The sequence below is a fragment of the Sulfuriferula nivalis genome (genome assembly GCF_009937995.1).
GTDB lineage: Bacteria > Pseudomonadota > Gammaproteobacteria > Burkholderiales > Sulfuriferulaceae > Sulfuriferula > Sulfuriferula nivalis.
In genome coordinates, this window is the sequence record NZ_AP021881.1 from 648991 (window position 1) to 665654 (window position 16664).

19 protein-coding genes are annotated in these 16664 nt (G+C 48.9%); 8 read left to right on the forward strand and 11 right to left on the reverse strand.

Features of this window, described 5'->3' with window-relative positions; genetic code table 11:
• Positions 1-40 precede the first annotated feature (40 nt).
• From SFSGTM_RS03455 to SFSGTM_RS03465, 3 genes are read right to left on the reverse strand one after another with little or no spacing between them, the layout of a single operon-like run.
• The gene (locus SFSGTM_RS03455) at positions 41-613 is read right to left on the reverse strand and encodes a TetR/AcrR family transcriptional regulator (protein WP_162083940.1); all 573 of its coding nucleotides are present in this window, start codon (positions 611-613) and stop codon (positions 41-43) included.
• A 30-nt stretch (positions 614-643) separates the two neighbouring features.
• Positions 644-1204 carry a peroxiredoxin family protein gene (locus SFSGTM_RS03460; RefSeq protein WP_162083941.1) on the reverse strand — a complete coding sequence of 187 codons (561 nt, stop codon included), beginning with the start codon at positions 1202-1204 and terminating at the stop codon, positions 644-646.
• Position 1205: 1 nt separating this feature from the next.
• On the reverse strand, positions 1206-2213 hold the full coding sequence (locus SFSGTM_RS03465) for an NAD-dependent epimerase/dehydratase family protein (RefSeq protein ID WP_162083942.1): 1008 nt from the start codon (positions 2211-2213) through the stop codon (positions 1206-1208).
• A gap of 179 nt (positions 2214-2392) precedes the next feature.
• On the opposite strand from SFSGTM_RS03465, the gene SFSGTM_RS03470 reads away from it, so the two are divergent.
• Genes SFSGTM_RS03470 through SFSGTM_RS03480 form a run of 3 tightly spaced genes read left to right on the forward strand, consistent with a single transcriptional unit; the run spans position 2393 to position 3351 of the window.
• Positions 2393-2713, forward strand: coding sequence for an antitoxin (locus SFSGTM_RS03470; RefSeq protein WP_198420612.1), 321 nt, complete (start codon positions 2393-2395; stop codon positions 2711-2713).
• Entirely contained in the window at positions 2713-3120 is a 408-nt protein-coding gene (gene vapC / locus SFSGTM_RS03475) for a type II toxin-antitoxin system tRNA(fMet)-specific endonuclease VapC (protein ID WP_162083943.1), read from the forward strand. The genes SFSGTM_RS03470 and vapC overlap by 1 nt, the downstream gene beginning before the upstream one ends.
• 27 nt (positions 3121-3147) lie before the next feature.
• On the forward strand, positions 3148-3351 hold the full coding sequence (locus SFSGTM_RS03480) for a hypothetical protein (protein ID WP_162083944.1): 204 nt from the start codon (positions 3148-3150) through the stop codon (positions 3349-3351).
• Between the two features lie 50 nt (positions 3352-3401).
• On the opposite strand, the gene rsgA is transcribed toward SFSGTM_RS03480, so the two are convergent.
• The 6 genes from rsgA to SFSGTM_RS03510 all read right to left on the reverse strand — a co-directional run bounded on the left by rsgA (position 3402) and on the right by SFSGTM_RS03510 (position 9204).
• Complete coding sequence (gene rsgA, locus SFSGTM_RS03485) at positions 3402-4280, reverse strand: ribosome small subunit-dependent GTPase A (protein ID WP_162083945.1); 879 nt, start codon at positions 4278-4280, stop codon at positions 3402-3404.
• On the reverse strand, positions 4277-6829 hold the full coding sequence (gene mutS / locus SFSGTM_RS03490) for a DNA mismatch repair protein MutS (RefSeq protein ID WP_162083946.1): 2553 nt from the start codon (positions 6827-6829) through the stop codon (positions 4277-4279). Before mutS ends, rsgA begins: the two co-directional genes overlap by 4 nt.
• Positions 6823-7347: a 1,6-anhydro-N-acetylmuramyl-L-alanine amidase AmpD gene (gene ampD / locus SFSGTM_RS03495; RefSeq protein ID WP_162083947.1), complete on the reverse strand. Its 525-nt coding sequence runs from the start codon at positions 7345-7347 to the stop codon at positions 6823-6825. The genes mutS and ampD overlap by 7 nt, the downstream gene beginning before the upstream one ends.
• On the reverse strand, positions 7344-7682 hold the full coding sequence (locus SFSGTM_RS03500; protein ID WP_162083948.1) for a thioredoxin family protein: 339 nt from the start codon (positions 7680-7682) through the stop codon (positions 7344-7346). The genes ampD and SFSGTM_RS03500 overlap by 4 nt, the downstream gene beginning before the upstream one ends.
• Positions 7683-7685: 3 nt before the next feature.
• Positions 7686-8753 (reverse strand): hypothetical protein, encoded by a 1068-nt coding sequence (locus tag SFSGTM_RS03505; protein WP_162083949.1) that lies wholly within the window; start codon positions 8751-8753, stop codon positions 7686-7688.
• A 70-nt stretch (positions 8754-8823) separates the two neighbouring features.
• Complete coding sequence (locus SFSGTM_RS03510; RefSeq protein ID WP_162083950.1) at positions 8824-9204, reverse strand: hypothetical protein; 381 nt, start codon at positions 9202-9204, stop codon at positions 8824-8826.
• A gap of 52 nt (positions 9205-9256) precedes the next feature.
• Between SFSGTM_RS03510 and SFSGTM_RS03515 the strand changes: the two genes are divergently transcribed.
• The 4 genes from SFSGTM_RS03515 to SFSGTM_RS03530 are packed head-to-tail and all read left to right on the forward strand — an operon-like array spanning position 9257 to position 13569.
• A complete protein-coding gene (locus tag SFSGTM_RS03515; RefSeq protein ID WP_162083951.1) occupies positions 9257-9928 on the forward strand; it encodes an ERCC4 domain-containing protein in 672 nt (223 codons plus the stop codon).
• Positions 9910-11046 (forward strand): FIST signal transduction protein, encoded by a 1137-nt coding sequence (locus tag SFSGTM_RS03520; RefSeq protein ID WP_174237391.1) that lies wholly within the window; start codon positions 9910-9912, stop codon positions 11044-11046. Before SFSGTM_RS03515 ends, SFSGTM_RS03520 begins: the two co-directional genes overlap by 19 nt.
• 18 nt (positions 11047-11064) lie before the next feature.
• A complete protein-coding gene (locus SFSGTM_RS03525; RefSeq protein WP_162083952.1) occupies positions 11065-11319 on the forward strand; it encodes a hypothetical protein in 255 nt (84 codons plus the stop codon).
• A 15-nt stretch (positions 11320-11334) separates the two neighbouring features.
• Entirely contained in the window at positions 11335-13569 is a 2235-nt protein-coding gene (locus SFSGTM_RS03530) for a putative bifunctional diguanylate cyclase/phosphodiesterase (RefSeq protein WP_162083953.1), read from the forward strand.
• 59 nt (positions 13570-13628) lie between these two features.
• Here the strand turns inward: SFSGTM_RS03530 and clpA are convergent, their stop codons facing one another.
• Complete coding sequence (gene clpA / locus SFSGTM_RS03535; protein ID WP_162083954.1) at positions 13629-15881, reverse strand: ATP-dependent Clp protease ATP-binding subunit ClpA; 2253 nt, start codon at positions 15879-15881, stop codon at positions 13629-13631.
• Entirely contained in the window at positions 15882-16190 is a 309-nt protein-coding gene (gene clpS, locus SFSGTM_RS03540; protein ID WP_162083955.1) for an ATP-dependent Clp protease adapter ClpS, read from the reverse strand. It abuts the gene before it with no gap.
• A 244-nt stretch (positions 16191-16434) separates the two neighbouring features.
• Between clpS and SFSGTM_RS03545 the strand changes: the two genes are divergently transcribed.
• Positions 16435-16638, forward strand: a complete 204-nt coding sequence (locus SFSGTM_RS03545; RefSeq protein ID WP_162083956.1) for a cold-shock protein — start codon at positions 16435-16437, stop codon at positions 16636-16638.
• The last annotated feature ends 26 nt before the right edge of the window (positions 16639-16664 follow it).

The following is a 16664-nucleotide window of genomic DNA, read 5'->3' on the forward strand; positions in this document are numbered from 1 at the left end:
TAATACATTGGGATCAAGATGGCCGGTGTGTGAGTTGGTTTTATAATCCTGCTATCCAACTGTGTAGTGTATTGATTTCGTTCTGTAACAGTGTCGTATCGTGATAAACATGGGCGAGGAGGGTTATGCCCTGCGCCCGCCCGAGTAAATGGAGAGCCAGAGCTTGTGCTTCATTACCTTTACCCAGCTCACGAAAACAAACAGCCAGCCAATCACGAAATAAATCAAATAAAGCGCGGGCAGCTTGCTGTTGTTCGCGCTTGTGTTTCGCTAGTTCGGTGTTGAGTGTGCCTATAGGACAGCCATACTCAACCAGTTCCATTTTACGACCCGTAATCATGTCCACAAAAGCGGTTAATTTTGCTTTGGCGTCAGGTTGCGTCGTGTCCCAGAGATGGAGCCGTGTACTGAAGTCTTCGAGGTGCTGAGTAATCACGGCATCAAGGATGTCATCTTTAGTTTTGAAGTAGTGGTAAATATTGCCACGGTGCAATTTGGATGCATCGACAATATCCGTAAACGAGGTATCGGTATAGCCACGTTGGTAGAACAGTTGTTTAGCGCAAGCTACTATATCGGCGCGCGTTTTTTCGCCTTTGCGTATGAGTGTCATTTTGTGGTTTCTAATATGTGCGTGGTCGAATTAGTTGTGTGCAATGCTAGCATGGAGGTGCTGTCGAATTCTATCTATCGGCATGTGGTCACCAATATCTCGACCATAATATGCTTCTGCAATATGCCCATCTGGGCGAATGAGAAAGTCGGCCGGAATACGGTGTATGCCACCTTCTACAGTACCAGGTAAATACCGCTGACGAAATACTGCATGGCTGATTGTGGGCAGTCTTTTAATCCATGCAATGAGAAACCCCGCCCAGCTATGGATAACGCCATAACGTTTATAAAGTATCTGTTGTGGATCTGGGATAAGCGGGAAGGGTGGATGCTGGTTTCCAACGTAGGTGTCTATTTTTTCAGCAGGGGATTGGAATACCGCAAGCATATCTAGCCCATAAGCTTGCAACTCAGCATGTAACTTAGATAGCTCGTGTACTCGCAAATTACATAAGGGACAAGAAGCATAGCGGTAGAATGATAGTAGCAACCACCGCCCGTGAAAATTACTCAGGCTCATCATGTTGCCAAGCTGGTCAGTCGCCTGAAAGTCAGGGGCTATTTCTCCAGCTGTAAGTCTTTTTGACATGTCAAGCTATCGCCTTGGACATCGACATCGGATTTTTTTGATATTTCTGCATTTCATGCATCTGTGCGCGTACAGCTTCCTGCCATGTGTGAGTTGGTTTATAACCCAGTAAGTGCTCCGCTTTACTGTTGTCAGCACTGACTTCTTCCATGAGATGAATAATGCTGCGTGTCACCAGTGGTTCCCACGGCACAATAGCATCAAGTTTCTCCATCAGCCAGGTAAAAGGATATGCGATGGCAAACGGTACGCTAAAATGTGGGCTAGGTAAGTTAAATTCTTTACTAAGCAAAATAATGACTTCGCGTACAGTGGGTACTTGCGGGCCAACGATATTGAATCCTTCGTAGTCGGCCAGCCCATCAGTAATTGCAGCTAAGGCAAAAGCCTGGCCTATGTTGCGACCGTCAACTATCGGTAAACTGGTGCGACCACCTGCAACCCAGGGTACGAGATGTGTTTTCAGTCGTGGGGTAAGTATGGGTAATATACCCAGACCATATCGATGACCAGCAAAGATACCCAGTCTGAGGTTTATTACTTGAAAGTGTGTACTGGCTTGTTCACGTAAGGCATCTTCAATCGCAACGACATTGCAAAGATGTGGCCAAAATGTGCGCGGGATGCCGTGGCTCATGGCGTCAGATGAGTTTAGCGGTGATGATGCGCTGGTGGTGCTGGTATTGATAAAACGTTTAACACCGGCAGCACGGGCGGTTTCGATTAGTGCTAATGTGGGTTGCAGATATAACTCATTGGATGCCTGTGCGTGATCCCACAATGAAGTCCATGCCGCCGCATGACACAGGACATCAACTCCTTTTACCAGCGTTTCGCGGTAATCTTTATCACGCAAATCGCCTATGCGGATTTCACCTTTGTACCCCTTTGGCAGTTTTTCCGGGTCGCGACAGGCGGCGATAATATGAACATCATTTTGCATCTGTAATGCTTCTATGATGTGGCTACCAACAAATCCATTTGCACCTGTCACTAATACTGTTTTCATAGTCGCCCCTTATTTGTTGGATGATCGTCCTAATATATTAGGACGACTGTCCAATATTGTCAAACGGTATAATTAAGAGGTGAGGTTTTAAATTGATTTATATGCGATGACAGTACATATGGCGGGAATTCTGTATTGGATATGAATAACGCTGTAACGAAAATCAACAGTAGGATTTCATGAGTTATTTTCAAAAATTACTCTGGTTATTACTTGGGTTTAATGTAAATAAGTATATACTTAACGTATATCTTTTTGTGGGGTGGCTCATGATTTATGCACGGGTATTTCAATCAGGCAATAGTCAGGCAGTACGTTTGCCAAAGGAGTTTCGTTTTGATACTGATCGGGTAGAGATTTTTCGACGGGGTGATGAGGTTGTTTTACGTCATCGGCGGGGAGACGCACAAGTTATTTTTGATGCTTTGACAAGCCTGCCCGCTGATTTCATGGCGCAAGGACGTGATGATGATCAGCCGCAAGAGAGGCCGGCATTCTGATGGCAGTTCGTTATTTATTAGATACTAACATCTGTATTTATATTGCAAAAGACAATCCTCAGGCAGTGAGAGAGCGATTTGCGCAACATACGTTGGATGAGTTAGTCATGTCGGTTGTTACCTTAGGTGAATTACGTTTTGGCGCAGAGAAAAGCCAGTCACGAGACCGTGCAATTGCTGTAATTAATCAACTTGAGGCCAGTATGTGTATCGCCCCTTTGACCGAAGTGGTTGGTGAACACTATGGGAAAATTCGCGCTGCCCTACAGCGTCGCGGTGAGCTGATTGGTAATAATGATTTGTGGCTTGCCGCTCATGCCCGTGCTGAGGGCTGGGTGCTGGTGACCAATAATGAACGTGAATTTGTTCGTGTTGATGGTTTGCAAGTTGAGAATTGGGCTGTTTAGAATGGGTGAAATGGGAACCAATAGTCTATGTTAGATACGATATTAGAATTTATATTTTATTTGTTCATTGAGGTTATAAGTTTTAATGTTGGCCGTTTTTGTCTTAGGGTTTTGACACTGGGTCGCTTTAACTCAAGAATTGATGATCATCGTCAAGGTTGGGTAAGCCTTGTGGGTTTTCTGGTGATTTTAGTTCTTATAATTGGTTTTGGTGTATGGATGAACAATTAATTCTGTGTCTGTGAAATTGGGAAGCAGGGTCAGTTCTAACATTGCCATATTTAGCTTAATCCCCGCAATATATCCTGATAAGCTGACAGGCGTGCATCACTGATTTTGCCAGCTTCGTGCGCATTGAGCACAGCGCAGTTGGGTTCGTGAGTGTGGCGGCAGTTACTGTATTTGCAATGGCCTATGTAGGGGCGGAATTCGGTGAATAGTTGGTCTAGTTCGCCTGCGCGGATATGGTTGAGGCCGAATGCTTGCATCCCTGGTGAGTCGATGATGTGGCTGTTAGCGTTGAGGTGGTAGAGTGTGGCGCTGGTGGTTGTGTGTTTGCCTGAGTCTAACGCGCTGGAAACGTCACGGGTGGCGACGGCGGCTTCGGGGAGTAGTGCGTTGATCAAGCTGGATTTCCCCATGCCTGACTGGCCGACAAGGACGCTGGTTTTGCCTTGTAAATAGGGCGTGAGCTGGCTGATGTCATGTTTGGCGGAGACGCGTATGAGGTTGTAGCCGAGTTCGCGATAGCTGCATAGCTTAGTGTAGGCGGCATCGGCAACTTCACCCAGATCGGATTTGTTGAGGCAGATCAGGCTCTCTATGCCTGCGGCTTGTGCGGCAATGAGGCAGCGATTGACCAGCAAATCGTAATAACTGGGTACGGGCGAAACGACGATAACAGCAAGATCGACATTGGCGGCAATGAGTTTGCTGCGATGTTCGACGGAGCGGTAGAGCAGGCTGGTTCGGGTGATGATGGATTCAATTACGCCCTGATTGGGACTGGTGAGTTTGAGCCTGACCCAATCACCACATGCGACATTGCTTTGTTTGCCACGGGTTACGCAGTCAAGTACCTGCTGTTGGTCAACTTCAACTTGATAATGCCGACCATAGCTGGCAATGACGCGACCTTCGAGTAGAGGAATGGCGCTCATGGGTTGAGTGATTTCAAAGTGTAAAGTAACTCCAATGCGGCTTTGGGGGTGAGGTCGTCGGGATTAACGCCGTTCAATAATTCTATCGCGGGATGCGCTGGTGCAACAGCAACAGTGCTGAATAAATCAGGTTGCTGCGCATCATGGGTTGCGGCTTGTTCGAGTTCGGCTAATTTGCGTCGAGCCGCGCTGATGGTGGCGGGTGGCACGCCCGCTAGCGCGGCGACTTGCAGGCCGTAGCTCTGGCTGGCATGACCGTCTTTGATGCTGTGTAAAAATATGATGCGGTCTTTATGTTCGATAGCTTGCACATGCACGTTAGCTATCTGGCGCAGGCTATTGGGTAATTGGGTAAGCTCGAAATAATGGGTGGCGAATAGGGTGTAAGCGCGCGTTTTTTCAGCAAGCTGACGCGCAACTGCCCAGGCCAGTGCAAGCCCGTCAAAGGTTGACGTACCGCGCCCGATTTCATCCAGTAGCACCAGGCTGTGTTTGCTGGCATTGTGCAATATGTGCGCGGTTTCGGTCATTTCCACCATGAACGTGGAACGTCCACCTGCCAAGTCATCTGAGCTGCCGATGCGGGTAAATATCTGGTCTATGGTACCGATGCGGGCACTAGTGGCGGGTACCCAGCTACCGCAACATGCTAACAATGTAATCAGCGCAGTTTGGCGCATGTAGGTGGATTTACCACCCATATTCGGTCCCGTAATCAGCAGCATCTGGCGGCTGCGTGATAGATCGGTGTCGTTAGGGATAAATTCGGCGATGCGGCTTTCTACCACGGGGTGCCGTCCTGCGATGATGCTGATGACATTATCATCGACCAGCTCAGGCTGACAAAAATTCAGCGTACTGGCGCGTTCCGCCAGACAACACAAAGTGTCGATTTGCGCGAGTGCGGCGGCGAGGGTTTGCAGTGCCGGGACATGCGTGAGCAGGTCGGCCAGCAGCGCATCGTAGAGCATTTTTTCGCGAGCGAGGGCGCGGTCGGCAGCAGAGAGCGCTTTGTCTTCGAAGGCTTTGAGCTCGGGCGTGATATAGCGCTCGGCATTTTTCAGCGTTTGCCGACGGCGATAATCGTCAGGTACGTTGTCGGCCTGAGCGCGGCTGATTTCGATGTAGAAGCCGTGGACTTTGTTGTATTCGACGCGCAGTGTGGCTATCCCTGTGCGCTCACGTTCACGCGCTTCCAGGGCAATGAGGAATTCGCCGCTGTTGGTTTGCAAGCCACGCAGTTCATCTAGATCGGCATCGTAGCCATCGGCGATAACGCCGCCTTCGCGCAGCACTACCGCAGGTTCGGCACGTAATGCGGCAACCAGTTGCGTATGCAATGCGCTCTGCGGTGCACAATCGGCAGCGAGTTGTGTTAACAGCGGATTGTCGAGTTGTGCGAGTAGCGGTTGTAGTGCGGGTAATAGTGCCAAGCTGTCGCGTAAGCCTGATAAGTCGCGTGGACGCGCGCTCGACAGTGCGATGCGTGCGCTGATACGCTCGACGTCTCCGCAGTCACGTAACTGTTGATGCAGCTGTTCACGTTCGCGCGGTGCTGTGACTAATGTGGCAATTGCACTGGAACGCAAGCGTAAGGCGTCACGATCACGCAGTGGATGATGCAGCCAGTGACGCAATCGGCGTGTACCCATGTGCGTAGCGCAGGTGTTGAGCAGCGAGAGTAATGTGGGTGCAGCTTCGCCGCGTAGCGTTTCGCTGATTTCCAGATTGCGCCGTGTTGCTGCATCCATGCCGACAAATTCATTGTCACGTGCAACCTGCAAGCCATTGATATGCGGCAACTGTCCGCGTTGTGTGCTGTGGGCGTATTGCAATAATGCGCCTGCGGCTTGCAATGCGTTATCCATGTCGTCACAGCCATAGGCGCGTAAATCATGGGTGGCGAATTGCTGGCAGAGCAGTTCCTGCGCGCGTTTGCGGTCAAAATGCCAGGTGGGTAATCGGTGCAGGCTGATGCTGTCAGTGATGGCTGGATATTCGGCATCATCTGCAATCAATATTTCTGCAGGTGCGATGCGTTCCAGCGTGGCAGTGAGTTGCTGCGCAGGTATCTCGCTGATAAAGAATGCGCCACTGGATAAATTGAGCCAGGCCAGTCCGAGTATATCGTTGTTAGCGGGTGAGATGGTGAGCAGCAGGTTGTCCTTGTGCTCATCCAGTAACGCTGCATCAGTGACAGTACCCGGGGTGACGATGCGCGCAACACGGCGTTCTACCGGGCCTTTGCTGGTCGCAGGGTCGCCGACTTGTTCGCAGATGGCAATGGATAATCCTGACTTCACCAGCTTGGCTAGATATTGCTCGGCAGCATGGTAGGGCACACCTGCCATTTTAATCGGCTGACCTGCGGTTGCGCCGCGTGTGGTCAGGGTAATACCGAGTAACTGCGAAGCGCGTACCGCATCATCAAAAAACAGCTCGTAAAAATCACCCATGCGGTAAAACAGCAGTTTATCCGTGTGCTCGGCCTTGATGCGCAAATATTGCTGCATCATCGGCGTGTGCTGTTTGAGAGTGTCGTCTAGCATATCCGCTTCCAGTCAAAATAAGGTCCGGGATCGGTTTTGCGGGTGGGTGCGATGTCACTGTGGCCGGTAAGTGCGGTGTTGGGGTAGCGAAGTTGCAGGCCGCGGATCAGGGAGCTGAGTTTGGTATATTGGCTATCGGTGAATGCGCTAAAGTCGTCGCCTTCCAGCTCTATGCCTATGGAGAAATCGTTGCATCTGTCCCAGCCTTGCCAGTTGGAGGCGCCAGCGTGCCAGGCGCGTTTGCTGCAGGGCACAAATTGAATTAACTCTCCGTCACGACGTATCAAGAAATGTGAGGAAACGCGTAAATGGGCAATGTCAGCATAGTAGGGGTGGGCCTGAGCATCGAGTTTACCGGTGAATAGTTCGATGATGCCGTTGCCGCCAAATTGCCCTGGTGGTAATGAGATGTTGTGGATGACGATAAGGCGGATGTCGTTTTCACTGGCACGAAAGTCACAATGTGGTGAGGCGATAAAACGGGTGTGGCTGGCAACGCCGTACTGATCTATGTTCATGGTTCTTCGTGGGCGGGTGCGTTTAGTGCGTGCTGTATGGCAGCGACAACTGCGCTGGGCTGTGCTTCGGCCTGTAGCGGGGCATGGAAGCGCCCATCGACAAACAGAAACAGGCTGGGAAGATGAAACACGTCGTATTCGCGCGCCAGCGCGGTGGCGGTTTGCACATCGACACTGTAGGCGTGCTGGATGAGCGGGGTGGATAAGTTTTGCAATAATTGCACCCACACTCGACAACTGCCGCAATGCGGTGCGGTAAATAGCACCAGACTGACACCCGCGCTGTGACTTAAGCTGGGGTGAAAATCGAATTCATTGAGCGCAGTCAGGTACATGAATTATTGGATGTGATCCAGAACACGATTCATGGCTCCGACTTGTAGTTGCAGCCATGCCTGAGCCAGTTGTGCACGTTGCTGGCCTTGTTGCGGGGTGTCGATGATGGTTTTGATGTGGTTGAATATTTGCTCGTTGTCATCCCCTGTCCATACTACGCCAGCGGCGATGGCGGCAGCCAGTAATGGGTTCTCACGGTGCGCTGTGCCGACAATGACGGGGCGGTTGTGCAAGATGGGCGTGATGATGTCGGGTGCATTTTTGGCATTCTGGTTCAGAGTAGCGCCGACGACGACGAAATCGACGCAACCGTACAGGCTGGCGATAGGTTCGGCTTGTTCTATGTAATAGACACGCGTTTTCAGCGGCACAAACGAAGTTGAAAAACGTGCGTGACGTATGGTTTGCAAACGATATCGGATGGATTCGCGATAGACCGGTTCACAACGAGCCGGGTCGCGTGGGGCGAGCAGCATCATGCCCATTTTGTGGCGTATGGCGCGACTGAACAGCGCATAAGCCGTATCCTCTTCATCCTCACCGGTGGCGGCGAAGTAGCCCAGCCAGCGCTCACTTTCGTGCTGTTCTTTGAAACGCAGGCAGATTTCAGTGTCAGGTGTGATTTGTGGCAGGCTGGTTAAATCAGCTAGTGGGTCACCTAATGCGAGCGCACCATCAATCTTGATGCCGGCGCTACTGGTGCTTATAAGTTTGCAACCTGCTTGGGCTATGCCTGCATCCTGCGCGTTGATCCAGTAACGTGGGCTGGATGTGGCAAGCGCCAGTGGCAGATATTGTTCACCTAATCCCAGCATAATCACGCGTTGTGGCTGGGCTTTGGCTATGCGCTGTGCAGCAGTGGAGATGTCGCCAGGCAGTGTAAAGTGGGGCAAGGCTGGGGCAGGGTGACTGTGATCGACCAGCGCAATCGCAACGTTATGAAATTTGGTTTGTAGTGCTGTGATGAACAGGTCTGCGCGCGCGTACGTGGCTGCGTCAGTAATCACTAAAGTGCTATTGGTTACGCCTGTGGGCAGTTTATTGAACCCTAAAAAATCGAATAATCCCATGATGTGTAAACTGATATCAACAAACGACTAAGCATACCGCAAATGTCGTTGCCTAGCCATGGTTAGGCACCTAGTAATAGCGATTAAATGGGTCAAAAGGATCGTATCGCGGATAGCCATAATCAGAACGATATCTGCGTGGTGGCAGTGGTGCATCGGTGAGGCTGATTTGTGCCGCGGTAATGGTGACAGGTGTGGTGTCAGTTTGCAGCAGACCAGTCACTTTTAACCATTTACCCATGCCGTATTGTGTAGCATCATAGTAGCCATATACGCAGGTTTTGAATTTGGCAGGCATGGCGTTATGGCGGGTTAGCTCGAAACAGGTGTTGTCGCCATCGCGATATTGTTGTGTGACTTGTCCTGACCACTCAACTGCGTTACCACTGATGTCAGGATCTGCGTGTGCAGTGCAGGATAATAATAGAAAAATAAATAGCCGTAGGCGCATGGCAGCTAACTCCGTAGAATGAAGGTTCAACTTGAATAAGAGTATTTAGATTATGACTGATGTAATAACAACTATCACCTATCATCCACGTGAACAAAAATCAGCTGTTTTACAGCATTGGAATGAGTATCCAGCCAGTTGCAAGGGCTTGTCGTTACAAATGGCAGAGCTGGATAGTGGCGATTATGATTTGGGTGGCGGTGTTGTGGTTGAGCGTAAGTCGGCAACGGATTTTACTTTGGCGATTATGGATAAACGCTTGTTTAGCGAGGTGGGTAAGCTCAAGTCCAGTTATGATCAGGTGATTTATATCGTTGAAGGCGATATTTATGGTGGGCGTTTTCATACAGACCCTGTGGTAATACGTGAGGCGATTGCCTGGATGGCGGTGATGCAAAGCGTGCCCTTGGTACCAAGTCCGAGTGAAGGGTTTACAGCGGAAATACTTTATACCATGGCACATCAGGCACAGCATGGCATGGGGCATCCGGTGGTGATGCGTAATGGTAAGCCGTTTGATCCTGTGAATGGTCAGCGTTATCTGGTGGAAGGCTTGCCGGGTGTTAATGAGGTTATGGCTAAGGCATTGCTGAATCATTTTGGTGGTGCGGCAGCGGTTTTTGCAGCGGATGTGGAGGCGTTGGCGCAAGTGCCAGGTGTTAGCCCGCAGGCGGCAGCACGCATGCGTAAGGTGCTGGACGCGAAATGGACAAAGGCGGCGTAAATATGTCATTTGCTTATGCACACTCAAATATAGGGCAGTGGATGGAAGCGGTGCAGGATTGCGTGCGGCAGTTGCAGCCTGTATCAGCGACTGCAAACCTGGGTTTTGTTTATGTGACTGATTTATATGCGAACAGACTGAGTGATATGTTGGCGCAATTGCGTGAGCAGACAGGTATTGCGCAATGGGTAGGATCAGTGGGCATCGGTGTTTGCGTTACTGGGCATGAGTATCTGGATGAATCCGCCATAGTGGTGATGCTAGGTGAGTTTCCCGACAATGCATTTCGGGTGTTTGCACCAGTAACCGATGTGGCACGTGTGGCGGAAGAGCTGGATGGCTTTACGGTGCATGGACAGGCTGCGTATTATGCCTTGGTACATGGCGATGCCCGCAATGCAGAGATTCCTGAGCTGATAGAGGCGACGGCAGCTGGCATGGCAACTGGATTTATTACGGGTGGAATCAGTAGCTCACGTTTCCAGTCGTTGCAGGTGGCTGATGAGGTAGTGCATGGTGGTTTGTCGGGAGTGATGTTCACTGAAGCTGTAGCGGTAATGACCCGGTTGACACAGGGTGTGACACCAATAGGCCCGCGTCATGCGGTGACTGCCTGTCATGAAAATATCTTGATTACGCTGGATAATCGACCTGCTCTGGATGTGTTATATGAGGATATAGGTGAAATTCTGGCACGTGATTTAAGTCGGGCGGCAGGTTACATTTTTGCGGCTTTGAGTATCCCGGGCTGTGATAGTCGGGATTATCTGGTGCGTAATTTGATCGGTGCGGATACGACTGAGCGTCTGGTTGCGATTAGCGAAGAAATTCCTGCGGCGGCGGAGGTGTTGTTTTGTCGTCGTGATGCTGGTGCGGCGCAGGCGGATATGTTGGCGATGCTGGAAGATTTGCAAGGCCGTTTAACAACGCAACCACGCGGGGCGGTGTACTATTCATGCTTAGGTCGCGGTGAAAGCTTGTTTGGTGCAAAATCGGCTGAATTAGAATTGATACAGCAAGTCTTGGGAGATGTGCCTTTAGTGGGTTTTTTTGCTAATGGTGAAATTTCGCATGACCGTTTGTACGGCTATACAGGCGTACTGACTTTATTTTTATAGTTTTAAGGGGGAAGAAACATGCCACAAACACAACAAGAAGTCTCCATGTTACGTAACGAAGTTGAAATGCTTATGCGTGAGCGTGATGCATTGCTACGCGTATGTGGGTCAGCGGCAGTATTCGTGGCGGAGATGGATAGCGCACAATTGCCAGAGGCCAGTCTGATTGCGGCTGAAATGCTGGGTGAGTCATTAAATGAGTTGAGTGAAGATACATTGCAAGACGCGCTTACTGCGGTGCAGGCGCATATTGAGCAGCATGTAGCAAGTTAATAATAGTTAATCTTCATGATAGCAGTGCCACAATTCATCAAACAACCTAGATACTGGCTGGGTTTGTTAGTGCTTTGCTTGATAAATATGGCTTTGGCAAAGTTTGGCCTATGGATAGCACCATTCGTCAATGGCAGCATTAGTGCAATCTGGCCGGCGAGTGGGTTTGGGATCGCTACAGTGGTGTTGTTTGGGCCGCGTTATTTACCCAGCATATTGATAGGTAGTTTTTTTGCCAATCTGGGCATGATACCTGCACCACTTGCATTTATGTTTGGTGTGGGGAGTAGTGCTGCTGTGGTGATGGCCTGGTGGGTCGTGCATTTAGACGGAACGTTCCGCTGGCAGCTAGATCGCATTGTGGATGTGGTGAGGTTGTCATTTATCGCTGTACCTTTGGCAGCATTGATGAGTGCAGTACTTGGTGCAAGTGCGTTGGTCGCATTAGGGGCTATGCCAGGCGAAAATTGGCTAAATGCGCTGGGGGTGTGGTTGCTGGGCGATTTGGTGGGAGATTTAGTCGTAGCTCCTGCGGTGATGTCGTTATATGCGGCTTATGTTGTTAGACCTTCGCGTGGGCAGTTGGTTGAGGCGGTAATTTTGATAGTGCTGATGGTGTTGGTCATCGGGGGTACGCATTTGCAGTGGATGGGTACCCCTAATTTTGATCCGCAATTTCATTTGCTTTTCCCTTTCATCGTCTGGGCAGCGCTACGTTTGGGCGGCTTTGGACTTGCCATTTCGATATTGAGTGCGGCAGCTATGGTGGTGGCTCTGGTACTGGGCGAGCCCAGGTGGGTGGGTACTTCAGTACCCTATCTGGAAGTTGTAAACTTACAAACATTGCTGATTATTCTTAGTGTGCCAGGGTTTTTGATCGTGGCGGCATTGGCGGAGCATCGTCATGTTGAACGGCGTTATTTCGAAATTGCTTATCGAGACAGTTTGACAGGCTTGGCTAATCGTACGGCATTAGTTGAAAAATTGGAAAATGTGGTGAATACGGCCTATATGAACGGGCTTGATGTCGCGTTGCTGTTTATGGATTTAGACAGGTTTAAAAATATCAATGATACTTTGGGTCACGCCATGGGCGATTTGGTGTTGCAGGAATATGCCCGTCGGATTCAGCGTTGTTTACGTAATGATGATTTTGTGGCGCGCTTGGGTGGAGATGAGTTTACCGTATTGATTTCCGGGCATAATGCACGTGAAGCTGCCGCGGCAGTGGCACACAAGATTTTAGCTGCAATGCGTACACCGATTAAATTGGGTGGGCATGATTATGTGGTGTCGGGCAGCATAGGTATCGCAGCATTAGAATCCATGATGACGCTGAACTGGTCTGATACCAACAGAATTAATGTGGCTGAGGAATTGATGCGCCAGGCTGATACGGCAATGTATCGAGCAAAACGTAACGATTCCGGATTCATGCTCTTTAATAGTAGTATGGATAGTCATACCAAAATGCAATTGCAATTAGAAAGTGAATTGCGAGTGGCGTTGGCAGAGCATCAGTTTGAATTGTATTATCAGGCAAAAGTAGCAACTGCCAGTGAACAGATAGTAGGATGCGAAGCTCTGATACGCTGGCATCATCCTACGAAAGGTCTGATTGAGCCTGATAAGTTTCTGGAAGTGCTGGAGTCCATCGGGCTGATATTGCCTGTGGGTGCATGGAGCTTACGCGAGGTATGCGAACAGATGCGCCAGTGGCGTGAGCAGGGTTTGCCCGTGCAGAGGGTGGGTGTCAATCTATCCATGCGTCAGTTTTTGCAACCGGATTTGCTGGTGTTAATTGATCAGGTATTAGTTGAAACACAAATTCCAGCTGATTTACTGGAGTTGGAAATTACTGAGAGTGTTGCGATGAGCAATGCTAACCTTACCATTGATACCTTAATTGCGTTGAAGCAACGTGGTATATATATTTCCATAGATGATTTTGGTACAGGTTATTCCAGTTTGAGCTATTTGAAACGTTTCCCGATAGATGCGGTAAAAATTGATCGGTCATTTATTCAGGATTTGGAACATGAAAGCGATGATGCCGCGGCTATAGTGACCGCAACTATACGTCTGGCACACGCCATGAATTTGTCGGTGGTAGCGGAGGGGGTGGAAAATGCCCTGCAACGTGATTTCCTGATGAAATACGGCTGTGATGTGCTACAAGGTTATTATTACAGCAAGCCTGTATCTGCAGATGAATTTGCAACTATGTTGATGCGCGGACATTATCACTAAAGCATAACAACACGGACATTGAGTAGATCAATGCCCGTGTGTGTTTGTAGAGGCTAGCTTCAGGTGGTTACGGGTTCTTCTGCAAATTCCAGCTTCAGCGCGTCATTCTCATCTATATCCACGGTCACTGTGCCACCATTCGCCAAACGGCCGAACAATAATTCATCAGCCAGTGCGCGGCGTATCGTGTCTTGTATCAGACGAGCCATAGGGCGAGCACCCATTAATGGATCAAAGCCTTTTTTACCTAGATAGGCTTTCAATGCGTCGGTGAAATGCGCATCAACTTTTTTCTCATGCAGCTGGTCTTCCAGTTGCATAAGGAATTTATCTACCACACGCAAGATGATGTCTTGCGAAAGTGGTGCAAACGAGATAGTCGCATCCAACCGGTTGCGGAATTCGGGCGTGAACATGCGCTTAATTTCGGCCATCTCGTCACCAACCTGTTTCCCTAAAGTAAAGCCTATAGAGGATTTGCTTAGTGATTCTGCACCGGCATTGGTGGTCATGATAATAATAATGTTGCGAAAATCGGCTTTGCGTCCATTGTTATCCGTAAGCGTGCCGTGATCCATGACTTGCAACAGCACGTTGAATACGTCAGGGTGCGCCTTTTCGATTTCGTCGAGCAGTAGGACGGCGTAAGGCGTTTTGGTGATAGCTTCTGTCAGTAAACCACCTTGATCAAAACCTACATAACCTGGAGGCGCGCCGATTAAGCGCGATACAGCATGACGTTCCATGTATTCAGACATGTCAAAACGTATGAGACTGATACCCATGGTGTAGGCCAACTGTTTTGCCACTTCAGTTTTGCCGACACCTGTAGGGCCGGAGAACAGGAATGAGCCTATCGGTTTTTGTGGATTGCCTAAGCCACTGCGTGCCATTTTGATAGCCGCAGTAAGTGCAGCTATGGCGGGATCCTGACCAAATACGACGGTTTTCAAATCGCGATCTAAATGCTTGAGTGCATCTCTGTCATCAGTATTGACGTGTTTAGAAGGGATACGCGCAATTTTGGCGATAATTTCTTCAATTTCTTTTTTGGTGATGATTTTCTTTTGCTTGGATTTAGGCAAAATACGTTGCGCAGCACCCGCTTCATCAATGACATCAATGGCTTTATCAGGTAAATGTCTGTCATTGATATAGCGTGCTGATAATTCTGCTGCTGTAATCAGCGCAGAAGCGGTGTATTTCACGCTGTGGTGTGTTTCGAAGCGTGATTTCAAGCCGCGTAAAATGGCGATAGTCTGCTCTACGCTAGGCTCATTGACGTCTACTTTCTGGAAGCGGCGCGATAATGCATGGTCTTTTTCAAAGATGCCGCGATATTCAGTGTAAGTTGTCGCACCTATACATTTTAGTTGGCCAGATGACAACGCTGGTTTGAGTAGATTGGATGCATCCAGCGTGCCGCCCGAAGCTGCGCCTGCACCGATTAAGGTGTGGATTTCGTCAATAAACAGTATCGCTTTAGGATCGTCATTGAGTTGCTTCAGTACAGCTTTGAGGCGTTGTTCAAAATCGCCACGGTATTTTGTGCCTGCCAATAACGCACCCATGTCTAATGAGTAAACAGTGCTGTCTTCGAGCACATCCGGGATGTCACCTTCGACTATACGACGTGCCAAGCCTTCGGCTATCGCAGTTTTACCCACGCCAGCTTCACCGACTAATAACGGGTTATTTTTACGGCGACGACATAACGTCTGAATTACGCGTTCAAGTTCCTCGGCACGCCCAATAAGCGGATCAATTTTTCCGGCGAGTGCTTGCTCATTGAGGTTGCTGGTGTAACTGTCCAGTGCTGATGCGGTGTTTGACTCTTCGCTGTTACTGCTGGATTCGCTAGGCTGGGATTCGGGTTGCTCGTTTTTGCTAGTGCCGTGCGACAAGTAGTTGACCACATCCAGCCGTGTTAAACCTTGTTGAGTAAGGAAAAATACGGCATGTGCGTCTTTTTCGCCAAACAGCGCAACCAAGACATTCGCTCCAGTCACTTCTTTTTTGCCCGAGGACTGAACATGCAGAATTGCGCGCTGAATGACCCGTTGGAAACCGAGTGTAGGCTGCGTGTCAATTTCTTCTGTGCCTGCGACGGTAGGTGTGTGTTCAGCGATGAAGTCAGCAAGCTGCTGCCGTAGCGTGTCAATATTGACAGCACAAGCGCGCAGGACTTCAGATGCGGATGGGTTATCCAGCATCGCGTAAAGCAGATGCTCTACGGTGATAAATTCGTGGCGTTTCTGGCGTGCTTCCATAAACGCTAAATGTAGGCTGACTTCGAGCTCTTGGGCAATCATTTAATTTTCCTCCATCACGCAAAGTAGCGGATGTTGATGTTGGCGGGCAAAAGCCAAAACTTGTGCGACCTTGGTCGCCGCTAAATCAGCCGTATACAAACCGCAGATCCCACGCCCTTCTGTATGTACTTTGAGCATGATTTGTGTGGCTTGTTCATACGACTTATGAAAAAAATGTTGCAAAACGTGTACAACGAAGTCCATAGGTGTGTAATCGTCATTGAGCAATAATACTTTATACATAGGCGGTGATTTTAATTTCGCCTTACTGGGTGAGAGTACTGTACCTTCCCGCTGTTTTATCGCCATTTGATGCTATTACGCTATGAATTTACTAAGGCTTTATTTTGACGCTTTATGTAGATAATTCAAGCATTGATTAAAAAATAATAAAAAAAATATAAAATGCTTGCAAAGAAGATGTATCTAGCGTAAAAAGTTACTTGGAGTTTGGTATCAAGGTTTAAGCAAGTCTGGTATTGCCGTTGTGCAATCTTGGTTCTCAAATATTCCGTAGCCGTTTTTGGCGTATTTTTTATCAAGGAATGTAGCAATGGCAACTGGCACAGTTAAATGGTTCAACGATTCTAAAGGTTTTGGTTTTATTACTCCTGATGATGGTAGCGAAGATTTGTTTGCACACTTCTCTGCAATCAACATGGGTGGTTTCAAGACTCTTAAAGAAGGTCAAAAAGTTAGCTTTGAAGTATCGCAAGGTCCTAAAGGCAAACAAGCTTCAAACATCCAAGCTTCTTAATTAGTCGCTTGAATTGAAAAAGGGTG